This is a genomic window from Novosphingobium sp. fls2-241-R2A-195 (assembly GCF_030209485.1).
Lineage (GTDB): Bacteria > Pseudomonadota > Alphaproteobacteria > Sphingomonadales > Sphingomonadaceae > Novosphingobium > Novosphingobium resinovorum.
Genome location: NZ_JARVRY010000004.1, coordinates 106,372 through 121,618, shown reverse-complemented (window position 1 = coordinate 121,618; position 15,247 = coordinate 106,372). Strand labels below are relative to the sequence as shown.

Below are 15,247 nucleotides of genomic sequence, written 5' to 3'. Positions count from 1 at the left end.
AAATGATCGAAGCAACGAACCATAGGTCGTGCCGTGCCCTGCTGCTCGCGGGCACCGCATTTCTGTCCGTCACGTCCGGTGCGACCACCGCGCTCGCGCAGGACGCAGCGCCGCCGCAGCAAGGCGACGCTCCGGCTTTCAGCGCCAACGATATCGTCGTGACCGCCCGCCGCCGCGCGGAATCGGCGCAGGACGTGCCGGTCGCCGTCACCGTCATCTCGGCGCAGGACATCGCGCGGCGCGACCTCACCAGCCTGGAACGCATCGCCGCCGCCACGCCGCAGCTGGTGATCGGGCGCAATGTCTCGGGCTCCGGCGCGCAGCTGACCTTGCGCGGCATCGGCTCCAACTCGCTGTCGATCGGCGTCGAGCAGTCGGTCGCGGTGATCGTCGATGGCGTCTACTACGGCCAGGGCCGGACCATCAACGAGGGCTTCTTCGACCTCGCCTCGATGGAAATCCTGAAAGGTCCGCAGTCGCTGTTCTTCGGCAAGAACGCCACGGCAGGCGTGATCTCGATCACCACCGCCAACCCGACCGACCACTTCACCGCGCAGATGCGCACCGGATACGAATTCAACGCGCAGAAGGTCTATGGCGAAGGCTTCGTCTCCGGCCCGATCGGCGACACGGCTGGCTTCCGCCTTGCCGTACGCGCCTCGAAGGATTTCGGGTCTCTGTTCGACAACCGCGCCGGGCCGATCACCTACAACACCCGCGACACGCCGACCGCGACCACGGTGGCCCCCAACACCGCGCATACCGCCCTGCCCAGCAAGAGCGGCCCGCGCGAACGCGACGTGCTCGTGCGCGGCACCTTGCGCTGGGAACCGACCGACGACCTGACCGCGACGGTCAAGGCCAACTACGGCTGGAACAGGACTTACGGCGGCGCCTGGAACTACAACGTGTTCGCGTGCGACGGCGGCACCAGCACGACGACGCCCGGCGTCGCCTGCACGCCCGGCTTCTACAACCGCATGAACGACCTGCCCAAGGACATCGCGGACCAGACCGCGCTGGTGAAGGACCACAACTTCAACGATTATCGTTCGTGGGGCGTTACCGGCAACATCGACTACCAGCTAGGCGACCTCGCGGTAACCTCGGTCACCAACTACAATTTCAACCGCAACCACTGGACCGCGGACATCGATTACCAGTCGTCGCCCACGGTCAACATCTGGGGCGGCGAAGTCAGCCGGTGGAAGGCGTTCAGCCAGGAATTGCGCGTGCTTTCGCAGTTCGACGGCCCGCTCAACTTCCTCGTCGGTGGCTATTACCAGAACACGAAGCGCACCTTCGACCAGGTCGTCATCAACGCCAATGCCGAGAACAGCGCCGCGCCCGAAGGCTATCGCTACGTCCAGTATGCCAAGGAATCGACGACCGACGGCGAAACCCTGTCGGGCTACGGCCAGCTGATCTGGAAGGTCATCCCCGAGATCGAGGTGACCAGCGGCGTGCGCTACATCCACGAGACCAAGGACAGCACGTTCTTCCAGCCTTACGCCAATCCGCGCTTCGCGGGCGTCAACTACGACGTGACCCGGCGCCTCGCGGCCAACCAGACGTTCACCAACTGGTCGCCCGAAGCGACGGTGGCGTGGAAGGTGACGCCGGACATCAACGTCTACGGCGCCTACAAGACGGCCTACAAGTCGGGCGGTTTCTCCAACAGTTCGATCCTGACGCCGCTGACGCAGGCGGATTTCTTCACTTTCGATCCGGAAAAGGGCAAGGGCTTCGAGGCGGGCATCAAGACGATGCTGTTCGACCGCCAGCTGCGCTTCAACGTCAGCCTCTATACCTTCAAGTACACCGATCTTCAGGTGACGTACCTGGACTCGGCGGCGCTCAGCTACAACTCGGTCAACGCCGGTTCGGCACGCACGCGCGGCGTCGAGGTGGAGTTCGACTATGCGCCGCGCGGTCTTCGCGGGTTCGGGCTGAACGGATCGATCAACTACAACAAGGCGAATTACGGGGACGGCATCGCGCCGTGCTACGGCGGCCAGTCGCTGGCGAACGGCTGCACGCCCGGCCTGCTGGTGCCGCCGGTGCCCGCGACCGGCACGACTCCGGCGCGGCCGGGCACGCCGGGCCAGAACCTCGACGGCGTGTCCACTTTCGCCGCGCCGCGCTGGACCGCGACGCTGGGGATGAAGTACGACACCGACATCAGCGACGGGCTGACCGCCGGGTTCGGGGTCGATAGCCGCTACAGTTCCAGCTACCTGACCTCGGCCTTCGGCTCGCCGCTGTCGCGCCAGGGATCGTACATCAACCTCGACGCGCAGATCCACATCCGCACCGCCGACGAGCGTTGGGAACTGGCGCTGCTGGGCAAGAACCTGACCAACCGCTTCGTCGTCACCGGCGTCACCGACGCCTCCGGCTCGGGGCTCGGCACCGGGACCAACGCCAACCGCATCGCCGACCAGGCCGGGTTCGGCGCCATGCCGCGCACGATCGCGCTGCAGCTGACCTGGCGCATGCCCTGAGCGGCGGCCGATCATATTCACGGAGACAGCCTTGCCCCAACCCGACCTTCTCGATCTTCACGGTTCTTCGGCGCTGCAGGCGCTGACGGTCGGCGGCACGCTTGCCTGTGCCGCCGACCGGTTCGCCGACCGTCCCGCGCTCGTCTACGACGGGCGGGAGGCGACTTATGCCGAACTCTTCGCGCAAGTCGTCGAGCGGGCGCGGTCGCTGGTCGGGCTGGGGGTGAAGCCGGGGGACCATGTCGGCGTGCTGGCGCCCAACTGCTGGGACTACGTGGTCCTGTACTATGCGATCGAGATGGTGGGCGGCTGCGCGGTTCTGCTCAATGCGCGGTATCGGGCGGACGACCTCGCCTACGTCATCCCCAAGTCGCAGATCAGCCTGCTGTTCGTGGGCGGCCATGCCTGGCGGCACTGCGACTACCGCCCGATGCTGGGGGAGGTCTTTCCCGAGCTGGCCGGATGGAGCGGGGGCGAACTGTCGGTTGCAGCCGCACCGGCGCTGCGCGGCGTGATCGAACTGGGTGACGAGCGCCCCGGCAACTGGCCCGGCCTCGCCATGCTGGAAGCCGCCGCCGAGGGCGTCGGCGCCGACGCCGTGATGGAGCGGGCGGCGGCGGTCGGGCCTGACGACGTGGGCCTGATCATCTTCAGTTCGGGCACCACCTCGCGCCCCAAGGCCTGCATGCTCACGCACGGGTCGCTCAGCCGGATGGGCGCCGCGATGGCGGGGCGTTTCCGGCTGACGGAGCAGGACCGGGTCTGGGACCCGCTGCCGCTGTTCCACATGTCTACGATCCTGCCGATGGCCGGGTGCCGGGCAACGGGCGCCTGCTTCATCGGCATGGGGCACTTCTCCGCCGACGAGGCGATGGACCTGCTTATCGAGCGGCGGCCGACCGTGCAGTACGCAGGCTTTCCGACGATCATCTCGGCGCTGGTGACGCATCCGCAGTTCGGCCGCTACGACCAGTCGGACTTGCGGATCAACCACGTGGTTGGCCCGGTCGATCTGATGCGCCGCTACGGAACGCTGTTTCCGGGGGCGAAATACGTCAACAGCTACGGCCTGACCGAAGGCACCGGCGTCCCCTGCTACAGCGAGATCGACGACCCCGACGACGTCCTATTCGAAACCTCCGGCCCGATCTGCGAAGGCATGGAACTGGCGATCTTCGGCGAGGACGGCCGGATCGTCCCCGACGGCGAGCCCGGAGAGATCCGCATGCGCGGCTTCGGCGTCTTCGCGGGCTACTTCGACGATGCCGAGGCCACCGCCGCGGCCGTCGATGCCGGGGGCTGGCTCCATACCGGCGACCTCGGCCGCATCGGCGCGATGGGGCGCGTGGTCTACGAAGGGCGCCTCAAGGACATGCTCAAGATCGGCGGCGAGAACGTGGCCGCCGTCGAACTGGAGAGCTTCCTCGCCACGCACCCGGCGATCCGCATGGCGCAAGTCGTCGGCGTGCCGGACGAGCGTTTGATGGAAGTCGCCGCCGCCTTCATCGAACTCAACCCCGGCGAAGCCTTGAGCGAAGAGGACGTCGCTCGCCACTGCGCGGGGCGCATCGCCAGCTACAAGATCCCGCGCTACGTCCGGTTCGTCGAAAGCTGGCCGATGAGCGCCACCAAAGTCCAGAAATTCGAACTGCTGCGCGGCTTCACGCCGGAACGCAAGATCGACCCGGCCGGCCTCGCGAAGTGACGGTCGTGACGCCCATCCGCGAAGCCGGCGCCGATTACCCGGAGGCCGCCCCCGAACCGCAGGGGGGATCGCGGGCGGGCTGGTATCTGATCTTCGTCCTCACCCTGGCCTACACCGCCAGTTTCATCGACCGGCAGGTGCTCAACCTGCTGGTCGGCCCGATCAAGGCCGAGTTCGGGCTCGACGATACCCGCCTCAGCCTGCTGCAGGGCCTTGCGTTCACATCGGCCTACGTCGTCATGAGCCCGGTGTTCGGACGCATCGCCGACGTCGGCAGTCGCAAGGGCGTGCTGATGTTCGGCATCGCCTTGTGGAGTATCGGCACCAGCGCCTGCGGTCTCGCGCGCAGCTACTGGCAGCTGTTCCTCGCCCGCTTCGGCGTCGGCGGGGCGGAAGCCTGCCTGACCCCGGCCGCATGGTCGATCATCGCCGACGCCTTCCCGCCGCGCCTGATCCCGCGCGCGTTCAGCGTCTACATGATGGGGCCGTATCTTGGCGGCGGCCTCGCGCTGATCTTCGGCGGATTGCTGCTGCAGGGCGCGGAAGGCTGGGACTTGTCTGCGATCCCGCTGCTGGGCGCGATGAAGCCGTGGCAGCTGGTCTTCTTCTGCGCGGGCCTGCCCGGCGTGCTGATCGCGCTGCTGCTGGTCTTCGTGAAGGAACCCGCCCGCCGCGCCTCTACCGCAAGTGCCGAGGTACAGACGATGTCGTCGGCAGAAATCTGGGCAACGTTCCGGCGCTGGCGCGGGTTCTACGGCAATTTCTACTTGGGCATGCCGCTGTTCATCATCCCGCTCTACGCCTTCCCCGCGTGGATGCCGACGGTGCTGATCCGCAAGTTCGGCGTCTCCGCCGCGCAAGTGGGTGTGCAGTACGGCATTGCCGTGCTCATCACCGGATCGCTCAGCGTGCTGGTCAGCCCCTGGGTGGCCCGCGCGGTGGAGCGCATGGGACGGCGCGACAACCTGCTTCTGGTCGCGCTGGGCGCCTCGGTCGCGATGGTGCCGCTCAGCCTCGCGCTCATGGCCGCCACCGATTACTGGACCGCCTTTGCCATCGCGACGGCGGCGAGCGTGCTTTACAGCCTGCCGCAGGCGCTTTCGTCCTCCGCGCTGCAGTTGGTGACGCCCAACCGGATGCGCGGCATCGCCTCGTCCATCTACGTCTTCGTCGTCAGCGTGGCGGGGCTGGCGCTGGCACCTACGTTCGTCGCGCTCATCACCGACCATGTCTTCGGCGACGAGGGCCGCGTGGGCGACTCCCTCGCCATCACCTGCGCCGTCGCGGCGGCGGCATCGACGGTGTTCATCGCCCGCGCCCTGCCCACGTATCGCCGGATGCTGGACGAGGCGGCGTAAGACCGGATGGCTTCAAACCTCCTTGGCAGCACGTCACCCTTCATCGTCATTGCGAGCGCAGCGAAGCAATTCAGGGTAGCCCTACACCGCCCTGGATTGCTTCGCTGCGCTCGCAATGACGGACATGAGGAGGCGGGCTCAACGGACGAACGTGAAGGTCAGTCGGCCTTGATCATGTCGGCGAACAGCGGCGCATGATGATGGTTGTAAGGCGCGGTCAGCGCGACGGTCATCTGCACCATGGTATCGTCCACCAGCGCATCGAGCGTGATGCCCTGATCGAAGTGCGGAAAGCCGCTGTCCCGCCGCATCAGCATGTTGAGGAACATCAGCTTGCACAGCCCCACGCGCAAACGCAGCTCCACCGGCGGCACGTAGTTCACGCGCTCGACGATCAGCCGGCGCACCCGGCGCAGAGCGGGCACGGGGACCTCGGGATCGTCGTAAGGGTGCGGAATGCCTTCCGCACGGGTGCGGGTGAGGTACTGGGCGAGGAAGGCGGAGTACGGATGCCGCCCGTTCTCGTCGCTGATCGTCAGGTGCGGCAGGCACATGATCTCCAGCAGCGTGCGCGCATCGCCGAGCAGCCCGGCTTCCTCGGCGCGGTCGAGCATGGCGGCGCGCAGCGGCTCGAACATCTCGGTGCGGTAGTCGAAGATCGCGTAGACCAGCGCTTCCTTGGTGCCGAAGTGGTACTGGACGGCGGTATTGTTGCCCTGCCCTGCCGCCGCCGCGATCTCGCGCAGGGCGACGCCGTCGATCCCGCGATCGGCGAAGAGCTTCTCGGCGGCCTCGATGATCTTGATCCGCGTCGCGGCGGAAGTGACGTGGCGGCGACGGCCGCGCTCCGGCGCAGTTCCGGTCTCGCTGGCTGCGGTGTCATTGGGATCGGATCGGATGGTGTCGTGCATGGCGTTACCCTCCTGTCCCGGCCGCGCTGCTTCGGCAAGGCCCCATGGCCCGCCGCGCCGATCATGACCATCTTGCTGCCCCCGGCGCAAGCCCTTGCAATGCAGCATCGCCACTATCACGCGGGTCAGGCCCGCGATTTTCCCGGGAGAACATGACATGAATGAAGCCAGGGTCGCCGTCGTCACCGGCGCCGCGCAAGGCATAGGCCGCGCCATCGCCGAAAAGCTGGCGGCGACAGGGCACCGGCTGGCGTTGCTCGACGTCAAGGGCCTCGATGCCGTCGCCGACGCCCCGCCCGGTAGCCTCGCCCTGCGCTGCGACGTGGCCGACCCGGCCAGCGTCGAGGACTGCGTGGGGCGCATCGCCGCCGAGTGGGGCCATGTCGACGTGTTGGTCAACAATGCCGGGATCAGTCCCAGTCACGGCGGCCGCTCACTGCCTGTCGAGGAGACCGATATCGACGAATGGCACCGCGTGATCGCGGTCAATCTCACCGGCACCTTCCTGATGTGCCGGGCCGTGCTGCCGGTGATGAAGCCGCGCGGATGGGGCCGTATCGTCAACTTCTCCTCGCAAGGCGGCCGCATGCGCTCGCGCCTGTCGGGCGCGCACTACGGCGCGACCAAGGCAGGCGTGATCGGCTTTACCCGCGTACTCGCCGGGCAGGTCGGCGCCCACGGCATCACCGCAAACTGCATCGCGCCGGGCCGCATCGTCACCCCGCAAAGCGAAGGCTTCGGCGACAAGGGCACATACACCGACGACATCCCCGTCGGCCGCCTCGGCGAGACCGACGACATCGTCGCGGGCGTGGAGTACCTGATCTCCGAGCGTGCCGCGTTCGTCACGGGGACGGTGCTGGACGTCAACGGCGGGTTCTTCATGCCGTAATTCTCCAAAAAACAATCCCGTGACAAATATTTAACCTGACCAAAGACGCACTTGTGTAATACCGCCTCTACAATGCTTTAGAGGCGTGATGACCGACATCGTTCGTCATTGCGAGCGAAGCAATCCAGGGCAACATTGCGCCGCCCTGGATTGCTTCGCTTCGCTCGCAATGACGATGCTGGTTTGGTGTCGGCTCATTCCGCTTCGGGACGCGGCCGCGACTGCCGCATCATTGAAACGGGGGACTACTGGTGCGATCGAACAAGACGTGGACGGCATGCGCGTGCGTGCTGGCTCTGCTGGTGACTTCATGTGGCGGCGGCGGAAGCGGCGGGAGCGGAGGCGGTTCCACGCCGACGCCAACGCCGACCCCTGCCCCCACTTCGACGCCCACGCCGGTGGCCGGGTGCTCGCTGCGCGAACGGCAGGACTGGGCGGAAGCGCAGCTGCGCGAATGGTATCTCTTCCCCGAGACCCTGCCCGCGAACGCCAATCCGGCCGCCTACACCACGCTTGACGACTACATCGATTCGCTGACCTCCAATGCCCGCGCCCAGAACTGGGATCGGTTCTTTACCTATCGCACCTCGATCGCCGAAGAGAACGCCTATTACGAGCAGGGCTCCTCGGCCGGGCTCGGCGTCCGCCTCGGCGTCAATTCCGCCGCTCGCCGCCTGTTCGTGATCGAGGCGTTCGAAACCGGTCCGGGGGCGACTGCCGGGATGCGGCGCGGCACGGAAATCCTCGCCATCGGCACCAGTTCGGGCAACCTGCAGACCGTGCAGTCGCTTTGGGTGGCAGGCGGCGTCAACGCGGTCGCCGATGCGCTCGGCCCGGACGAGGCGGGCGTTACCCGCGTGCTCCAGATCAGCGACGCCAGCGGAACGCGCAACATCACCGTCGCCAAGCGCGACTTCGCGCTGCAGCCGGTGTCCAGCACTTACGGCTACAAGGTCATCGACCAGGGCGGGCGCAAGGTCGGCTATCTCAACTTGCGCACCTTCATCTCCACCGCCGAGCCGCAGATGCGCACCGCTTTCGCTGCCTTTCGCGCGGCAGGCGTGACGCAGCTGGTGGTGGACTTGCGCTACAACGGCGGCGGGCTGATCTCCGTGGCCGAGCTGATGGGCAACCTGATGGGCGCGAACCGCACCGCGTCGGACGTCTTCTCCCACACCGTCTTCCGGCCGGAAAAGTCCGCCGAAAACACCACGGCCTACTTCGCGGCGCAGGCCGAATCGGTCGCGCCGACGAAGATCGCCTTCATCACCTCGGGCGGCACCGCCTCGGCGAGCGAGCTTGTGATCAACGCCTTCCTTCCCTACCTCAATGCCGACGTGGCGCTGATCGGCGCGAATACCTACGGCAAGCCGGTGGGACAGATCGCGATCGACCAGCCCTCATGCGACGACCGCCTGCGTATCGTGGCGATCAAGGTCCAGAACAGCGCGGGCGAAGGCGGCTATTTCAACGGTCTGGCCGACCGCATGAAAAGCACCTGCACCAGCAACGACGACATCAGCTACGACATGGGCGATCCGCGCGAGGATTCGACCCGCGTGGCTCTGCAATTCCTGTCCGGGCAGAGCTGCACGCCGATCGTCGGCCAGAGCATGGCGCGCATGGCGGTGACGGCCGACACCTCGGAAAAGCGCGACATCCTCGCCCCGGCGCGGCCCAGCACCCCGCAGCGCGAGGTGCCGGGTCTGTTCTGAAGCACGGTCCGCGCCCATCACATCGTCGTCTTTCCCGCGAAGGCGGGAACCCATCTCCTGACGGTGCCTGTTGCAAGAGCGTCAGTTGGGTCCCCGCCTTCGCGGGGACGACGACGAATATGCGGCACGCTTCCAGGCTCTGACGGCAGCATGACCTCCCCTTTTGCCCGGTTGCGGCCGGGCGGGGACTCCTTGACCCTGTGGTTGCCGGTCTACGGCACCACGGGAAAGAGGAGAGGCCATGAAGCGCGCATTGTTCCAGCAAGCCTGGTTCGTGAACAGCATCGACGAGGCCGCGCAGAAGTGGTCCGACGCCTTCGGCGCCGGGCCGTTCTGCATGGTCCGCCACCACCACTGCGACGAGTTCACCTATCGCGGCACCACCGAGGAAGCGGACGTTTCCTATGCCTTCGGCTATCTCGGCGACATGATGATCCAGTTCATCGAGCAGCACGACGACAAGCCCTCGATCTACCGCGACATGTTCGCGAAAGGCGAGGAAGGCTTCCACCACATCGCCTACCTGGTCTCGGACTTCGCGGGCGAGCGGCAGCGCTGGATCGACATGGGCTATCCGCTGGCCACCGAACTATGGGCGGACGAGGTCAACGCGGCCTACTTCGATACTCGCGCGCTGAACGGCGGGTTCACCGAGATCCACGGCGACCCGCCGCACATCATGGGCCTCTTCGCGCACTGGAAACGGCTCCACGACGCGCGCACGTCGGACACCCCAGCGGCCTACGAAATGCAGGACCTCGCGTTCTACCGGCGCGCGCCGCTGTTGGAGACGGCCTGACCCCGGATTACGCGCGGCCCTCCATCTCCGCCCACGCCCGTGCGAAGGCCCGGGCGTTCGCGGCGATCTCGGCGGTGCTCAGGCCAACCTTGTAGAGCGCCGAGCCAAGGCCGAAGCCGTCCGCGCCCGCCTGGCGCCAGGGCTCCATATTGGTCGGCGAGATGCCGCCCACCGCCAGTAGCGGCACGTCCTTGGGGAGCACGGCACGCTGGGCCTTGACCACCGCGGGGCTGGCGGCCTCGGCCGGAAACAGCTTGAGGCCGCTTGCCCCTGCCGCGAGTGCCGCGAACGCCTCGCTCGGCGTGAAGTAGCCCGGCAGCGAGACGAGGCCGCGACGGGCGCTCTCGGCGATCACGGCGACGTCGGTATTGGGCGAGACGATCATCGCGCCGCCCGCGTCCTGCACCTCGGCGACCTGCCCGACCGTCAGCACCGTGCCCGCGCCGACGATCGCCCGGTCGCCGACGCGCCGCGCCAGCTTCTCGATGGTGACGAGCGGGTCGGGCGAATTGAGCGGCACTTCGACCAGGCGGAAGCCCGCCTCGACCAGAACGTCGGCGGCGGCCTCGATTTCGTCGGAGCGAATGCCGCGCAGGATCGCGACGAGGGGAAGCTGCGCAAGCGCGGTGGCAAGGTCGATCATGGAGTCATATCCCGGATGCGGGTGATGCCGGCGATGAAGGCAGCGTGGCTGTCGACGATGACGGCCTCTCCCCCGGCGATTGAAATGGCGGCGGAATAGAGCCGCGCGAGCAGCCCATCCGCGAGGAGGTAGACGGTCTCCCCCGGCTTGATCCGGGCGCGGCAGTCGGTGCCGAGCAGCAGGCCGCTGACATAGGCCGCCGCCGCACCGGGAGCGCGCGCGCCGAGCACCGAGGCCGCGCGCACGCCGAACAGCGCGGCGAGCAGATCACCGTCGGCGCTGGCCTCGACGCCCTTGCGGAATTCCTCGTCGGCATCGACTCCGCCGGTCATCTCGCTGCCGATGAGCGAGTGGGCCTTGAGCATGGCGAACATCTCGCCGGTCATGGAACTGGTGAAGTCCGCCAGAACCCCGCCCTGCATGACCGCCCACTTGACATGGGTGCCCGGCTGGCACAGCAATGCGTCCGCAGGCGCAAGCCCCGCCGCGACGGCGCCGAGAAGCTGCACTTCCTCACCACGCATTACGTCCTGTCGACCACCGCTGTCGCGGCAGACGCCGGGGACGATGTCGACGCCCTCGACCGGCGAGACGAGGTTTCCCGCAAGCTCGGCAATCCCGGCAGGCGCGGCGACGTATCCCGCGTCATGCCAACCCCGGTTGGAGCCGACCATGCCCGCGAGCAGCATCGGTAACCCGCCGTGCCGCGCGCGCAGGTCCGCGACGGAGGCCGGAAAGCCGCCAGCTGGAACCGAGAGGACTCCGCCGTCATCCTGCTCCGAGGCGACGACCTCGCTCTTGTCGATGACGTAGGCACGACGATTGGTCGTACCCCAATCGACAGCGATGAAAGGCCCGCTCACCGGAAGTCCGCGTAAGGGACGCAAGGCATCAAAACCACAGAAACCGCTCCTGCACCGAACCCGGTGGCCATCGCCTGAACCACGTCCCCGGCCGAGATCGCATCTTCGCCCGGCCGCTTGGCAGTGGCAATCGAGACGACTGCTCATGACGCAGCGACATGGCCCGAATCATGGCCATCGGAGTTTATCGATGCATCACCGTATAGAAATTCATATTTATAAGATCAATTGACGCGAGCTTCGGCGCATCGCTTCCGTGCAGGCCTCGTTTCATCCGCCGGGGCTGAAGAACTCGACGATCGCGCCTTCGGGCGAGCGGACCGCGAACAGCGTGACGGTCCCGTAAGGCGCGATCACGAACGCCGCTGGTTCGATATGGAGTGACCCGCCCCGGCCGACGATCGCGGCGGCATAGGCATGGGCATCGTCCACCTCAAAGCGCAGGCACAGGATGCCGACATTGGGCGCCGCGCAGTCGGCGTCGCAGCGGCGGCCGTACATCGCGGCGTTGTGGATCAACTCGACTCCGCCTACCGACGGCCCCGGCGGGTTGAAGATCACCACCCGGCGCTGCGCCCCGATCGCGGCGGGCAGCGGCAGGCCGAGCACATCGGCACCCGGCTCGGCCACGCCCTCGACCATTAAGTCTAGGTCCTTGTGCCAGCCCAGCACGTCCACGTAGAACGCGATGGCACCTTCGATATCCGCCACCATCTGCGTCGAATTGAACACCGGCGAAAGCCTGCCCGAAGGATCTAGCCCCGGCACTTCGGGCGAATAACGCTGGATCACCGCGAGGTTCAATCCGTCCGGGCCGATCGCCACGACCTGCCGGACCGAGAAGTGCGCCTCGCTGTAATCCACCGGCTCGCCGAACGCCGTCCAGCCGTGGCGCTGCAGCCCGCGATAGACCTTATCGACGTCGGCCGAGAACATGTCGACGTCGAAGATTCCCCCGGTGTCCCACGTTCGCTGGCTGGAACGCATGACCTTCTGCTCCACCCCGTGGAAGCGCACCAGCCTGAGCGCGCCGCGCCCGGATGCGGTGTCCTGCGGCACGAACAGCGCCTGTTCGATCCGCGTGCACTGCTGCGGAACATGCCATGCCGCGAACTGCGAAGGCGGAGCATCGGGCAAGTCGACGCGGTCATAGCCGCATACTTGCGTCAAGGGCGCCGCAAGGCGGTCGATGTCGAACGTGCTGACGACGGCTTCCTGGATGGGCTGAATGATCATGATGCCACAGGATGCTCGTGAGCCGCCGCCGCTGTCCTGCGAGCAGCGCGCCGGTGTCCGACTGACGAAGAAACCTCAGCGCTTCGGAGCGACCTCGGGAATGTCGCTGGCGACCATCTCCCTGCGGTCGCGGGCGATCGACCAGAGGCGCCGCCTGGCCTTGGGATCCCAGTCGATCGCCTGCCCCGGCGTGGCGATGGCGAAGGTCTCGACCAGTTCGAGGCGCGAGCCCGCTTCCGGCAGGCGCAGGGCGTAGAGTTCGGGGCGATCGTGGCCGGTTACGTAGATCAGCCCGTCCGCGCCCCAGCTCAGCCCCGAGCAGCTCTTGGGGGCCATACGGGCGAGAACCTCCTCGGGGAAGGCCCAGGTCTGCTCGATGCGGAACTGCTCGTCCATCCGCGCCAGCACGGTGTAGCGATAGTCGCGGCCCGGCTCGCCGCCCTTGCCTTCGTAGTTCGCGAAGACCGCCCACCACTTGCCGTCATGCCGGTCGATCACGGTCAGCGATCCCGGTCCGAAGCCGAGGCTGACGCTGCCGGAATGGCGCAGCGGGCGGGTGTCGAAGATCTCGATGGCGCTGGTCTGCGGCACCGCCGGGTAGTTGGAGGCGGCGCAGTAGAGCTTCGTCTGGACCACCGTGCAGCTGTTCATGTGGGGAAACAGGCGGCGCTCGCCCTTCCACTGGTCGACCTTCTCGGCATTGGAGAGACGGTATTTTCCGATGCGGTCGTTGTCGATCGCATAGACGTATTCGCCGTCCGATGCAGCGCCCTGATGCGCCTCTGGTGCTGCCATCCGAAGCGCCACGGGCGCGGCCGCCCGGGGAGCTTCCGGCACGGTATCCGCCAGCGACGCCGTGGAAGCGAGCAGGAGAAGGACAGGCAGTAGTCGGACCATGTATGCGTTCTCCGGGATGGATCGGCGAAGCGCTTACGACCGCCATGCTACGCTACCATGTCGGAACGGGCCGCCAGGAAATTGCATGCGATGGTGCATCTTTCCTGTTGCCCCATCCATCCCGGACAAGGCAGGAGGAGTGCAACCTTTTCGCAATTGCACACGGAACCCCCAGTTTGGCCGTCAGTCCTGCCCGCAAGCGCCCCGAACGCGCTTCCACCCGCGCCCCCAACGGCAAGACGAGCGAAAGCACTCCGACCCGCCAGTCGCTCAAGAGCGCGCAGACGCGGGGAAGGCTGATCGAGGCGACGATCCAGTGCCTCGTCAAGGTCGGCTATTCCGGCACTACGACCCCGCTGGTCGCGGTCGAAGCCGGACTGTCACGCGGGGCGATGCTCCACCATTTCGAGAACAGCGCGACGCTGATCCGCGCCACCATCGTCGAACTGCACGAACGGCGCCTGCGCGCCTTCCGCCGCTCCTCGGAAATCACCGAGCACGAACCGACGACGATGGTGACCGCCTATTGGAAACAGGTCCAGAAGCCCGCCTTCGTCGCCTTTCAGGAACTGGCGATGGCGGCGCGCACCGATGCCGATCTCGCCCAGATCATGCAGCCTCTCCAGGTCGAATATCGTGAACGCTTCAATTCCGAAGCGATCGCCCTCTTCCCCGAATGGCAGTCCGCGCCCGAGCAGTTCGCACAGGCCATGGCCCTATCCCAGACGCTGATCGAGGGCATGGCGACCGGCCTCATGACCGGCGCGCTGGACGAAGTGATGGTGCCGGCGCTTCTCAAGATGCTGGAAGACAAGATCCGCACCCTGCGGCCCAAGGGCTGATCAGGCGAGGCCGCGATCGCCCTCGGCGGAGAAGTAGGTCGGCGTGCGGGCATAATAGTCCGCGCCCAGCCGGCAATCGACCAGCCCGGCATCGACCGCAAGCACCTGCCCGGTCACGTTGAGGCCGTCGTCGCTGGCGAGATAGGCGAAGGCTCCGGCGATCTCGTCCGCCTCGACCACGCGACGCAGGGGATTGCGGGCCTCCGCCGCCTTTCGCATCGTCTCCGCATCGCCATAGGCAAGCTCTGTCATGCGGGTCGGTACGTTGCCGGGCGCCACTGCGTTGACCCGGATGCCGTCTGCCGCCAGTTCCGCCGCGACGGACCGGGTCAACCCGACCACCGCATGCTTGGCCGCCGTATAGGCATGCGGCCCAAGCGGCGCGAGACCAGCCGCGCTCGAGGTCGAGAGGATCGCGCCCGAGCCCTGCGGCCGCATGACGCGCGCGGCGTGCTTCATGCCGTAGAACACACTGTCGAGCAGCACCGCCAGCGTATTGCGCCATGCCGACTCCCCGATCTCCTCGACCCGGCCCACGGCGCCGAGTTGGCCGGCATTGTTGATCATGCAGTCGAGCCGGCCATGCAATGTGATAGCCCGGTCCACGAGGGCGGCGACGTCCTCCTCGCGGGTGACGTCGCAGGGAACGAAAGCGGCGGAAAGCTTCTCGGCCAGCGCCTGGCCCGCATCGTGCCTGATGTCGCCGAGCACGAGCACGGCGCCCTCGCGCGCGAACCGGCGCGCGGTCGCTTCGCCAAGCCCGCTCGCCGCGCCGGTTATCACAGTGACCTTGCTTTCAAGCCGCATCGTTGCCCTCTATTATCGATATGGAGTGGCCGGTGCGCGATTGGAGGATCGCACACCGGCCAAGGTGTGAGGGGA

At 66.9% G+C, this 15,247-nt stretch carries 13 protein-coding genes; 7 read left to right on the top strand and 6 right to left on the bottom strand.

Translation table 11 applies throughout. The annotated features are described in order from the left end of the window. Positions 1–2: 2 nt before the first annotated feature. Genes QRN25_RS03655 through QRN25_RS03645 form a run of 3 tightly spaced genes read left to right on the top strand, consistent with a single transcriptional unit; the run spans position 3 to position 5,567 of the window. A complete protein-coding gene (locus tag QRN25_RS03655; protein ID WP_285017502.1) occupies positions 3–2,504 on the top strand; it encodes a TonB-dependent receptor in 2,502 nt (833 codons plus the stop codon). Positions 2,505–2,535: 31 nt separating this feature from the next. Next, positions 2,536–4,209, top strand: coding sequence for an AMP-binding protein (locus QRN25_RS03650; RefSeq protein WP_285017501.1), 1,674 nt, complete (start codon positions 2,536–2,538; stop codon positions 4,207–4,209). A 5-nt stretch (positions 4,210–4,214) separates the two neighbouring features. Beyond that, positions 4,215–5,567: a spinster family MFS transporter gene (locus QRN25_RS03645; RefSeq protein WP_285017500.1), complete on the top strand. Its 1,353-nt coding sequence runs from the start codon at positions 4,215–4,217 to the stop codon at positions 5,565–5,567. A gap of 158 nt (positions 5,568–5,725) precedes the next feature. Here QRN25_RS03645 and QRN25_RS03640 read toward each other — a convergent pair whose 3' ends face one another. Next, positions 5,726–6,478 carry a TetR/AcrR family transcriptional regulator gene (locus QRN25_RS03640; RefSeq protein WP_285017499.1) on the bottom strand — a complete coding sequence of 251 codons (753 nt, stop codon included), beginning with the start codon at positions 6,476–6,478 and terminating at the stop codon, positions 5,726–5,728. A 157-nt stretch (positions 6,479–6,635) separates the two neighbouring features. On the opposite strand from QRN25_RS03640, the gene QRN25_RS03635 reads away from it, so the two are divergent. From QRN25_RS03635 to QRN25_RS03625, 3 genes are all read left to right on the top strand, one after another. After that, entirely contained in the window at positions 6,636–7,370 is a 735-nt protein-coding gene (locus QRN25_RS03635; RefSeq protein WP_285017498.1) for an SDR family NAD(P)-dependent oxidoreductase, read from the top strand. 248 nt (positions 7,371–7,618) lie between these two features. Next, positions 7,619–9,085 carry a S41 family peptidase gene (locus QRN25_RS03630; protein ID WP_502910416.1) on the top strand — a complete coding sequence of 489 codons (1,467 nt, stop codon included), beginning with the start codon at positions 7,619–7,621 and terminating at the stop codon, positions 9,083–9,085. A 241-nt stretch (positions 9,086–9,326) separates the two neighbouring features. Continuing rightward, the gene (locus QRN25_RS03625; protein WP_285017496.1) at positions 9,327–9,884 is read left to right on the top strand and encodes a VOC family protein; all 558 of its coding nucleotides are present in this window, start codon (positions 9,327–9,329) and stop codon (positions 9,882–9,884) included. Between the two features lie 7 nt (positions 9,885–9,891). On the opposite strand, the gene QRN25_RS03620 is transcribed toward QRN25_RS03625, so the two are convergent. From QRN25_RS03620 to QRN25_RS03605, 4 genes are all read right to left on the bottom strand, one after another. Beyond that, on the bottom strand, positions 9,892–10,527 hold the full coding sequence (locus QRN25_RS03620) for a 2-dehydro-3-deoxy-6-phosphogalactonate aldolase (protein WP_285017495.1): 636 nt from the start codon (positions 10,525–10,527) through the stop codon (positions 9,892–9,894). Beyond that, the gene (locus QRN25_RS03615) at positions 10,524–11,390 is read right to left on the bottom strand and encodes a 2-dehydro-3-deoxygalactonokinase (protein ID WP_285017494.1); all 867 of its coding nucleotides are present in this window, start codon (positions 11,388–11,390) and stop codon (positions 10,524–10,526) included. Before QRN25_RS03615 ends, QRN25_RS03620 begins: the two co-directional genes overlap by 4 nt. Before the next feature lie 270 nt (positions 11,391–11,660). Further along, positions 11,661–12,626 (bottom strand): VOC family protein, encoded by a 966-nt coding sequence (locus tag QRN25_RS03610; protein ID WP_285017493.1) that lies wholly within the window; start codon positions 12,624–12,626, stop codon positions 11,661–11,663. Positions 12,627–12,701: 75 nt separating this feature from the next. After that, positions 12,702–13,523 (bottom strand): hypothetical protein, encoded by an 822-nt coding sequence (locus QRN25_RS03605; RefSeq protein ID WP_285017492.1) that lies wholly within the window; start codon positions 13,521–13,523, stop codon positions 12,702–12,704. Positions 13,524–13,699: 176 nt separating this feature from the next. Between QRN25_RS03605 and QRN25_RS03600 the strand changes: the two genes are divergently transcribed. Then, positions 13,700–14,365, top strand: a complete 666-nt coding sequence (locus QRN25_RS03600) for a TetR/AcrR family transcriptional regulator (RefSeq protein ID WP_285017491.1) — start codon at positions 13,700–13,702, stop codon at positions 14,363–14,365. Here QRN25_RS03600 and QRN25_RS03595 read toward each other — a convergent pair whose 3' ends face one another. Next, a complete protein-coding gene (locus tag QRN25_RS03595; RefSeq protein WP_285017490.1) occupies positions 14,366–15,172 on the bottom strand; it encodes an SDR family oxidoreductase in 807 nt (268 codons plus the stop codon). Positions 15,173–15,247: the final 75 nt, after the last annotated feature.

Excerpts from the sequence above, each read along its gene's own strand:
- QRN25_RS03625 (WP_285017496.1), top strand. The coding sequence starts at position 9,327 with ATGAAGCGCGCATTGTTCCAGCAAGCCTGGTTCGTGAACAGCATCGAC.
- QRN25_RS03655 (WP_285017502.1), top strand. The coding sequence starts at position 3 with ATGATCGAAGCAACGAACCATAGGTCGTGCCGTGCCCTGCTGCTCGCG.
- QRN25_RS03620 (WP_285017495.1), bottom strand. The coding sequence starts at position 10,527 with ATGATCGACCTTGCCACCGCGCTTGCGCAGCTTCCCCTCGTCGCGATC.
- QRN25_RS03640 (WP_285017499.1), bottom strand. The coding sequence starts at position 6,478 with ATGCACGACACCATCCGATCCGATCCCAATGACACCGCAGCCAGCGAG.
- QRN25_RS03595 (WP_285017490.1), bottom strand. The coding sequence starts at position 15,172 with ATGCGGCTTGAAAGCAAGGTCACTGTGATAACCGGCGCGGCGAGCGGG.
- QRN25_RS03610 (WP_285017493.1), bottom strand. The coding sequence starts at position 12,626 with ATGATCATTCAGCCCATCCAGGAAGCCGTCGTCAGCACGTTCGACATC.
- QRN25_RS03635 (WP_285017498.1), top strand. The coding sequence starts at position 6,636 with ATGAATGAAGCCAGGGTCGCCGTCGTCACCGGCGCCGCGCAAGGCATA.
- QRN25_RS03605 (WP_285017492.1), bottom strand. The coding sequence starts at position 13,523 with ATGGTCCGACTACTGCCTGTCCTTCTCCTGCTCGCTTCCACGGCGTCG.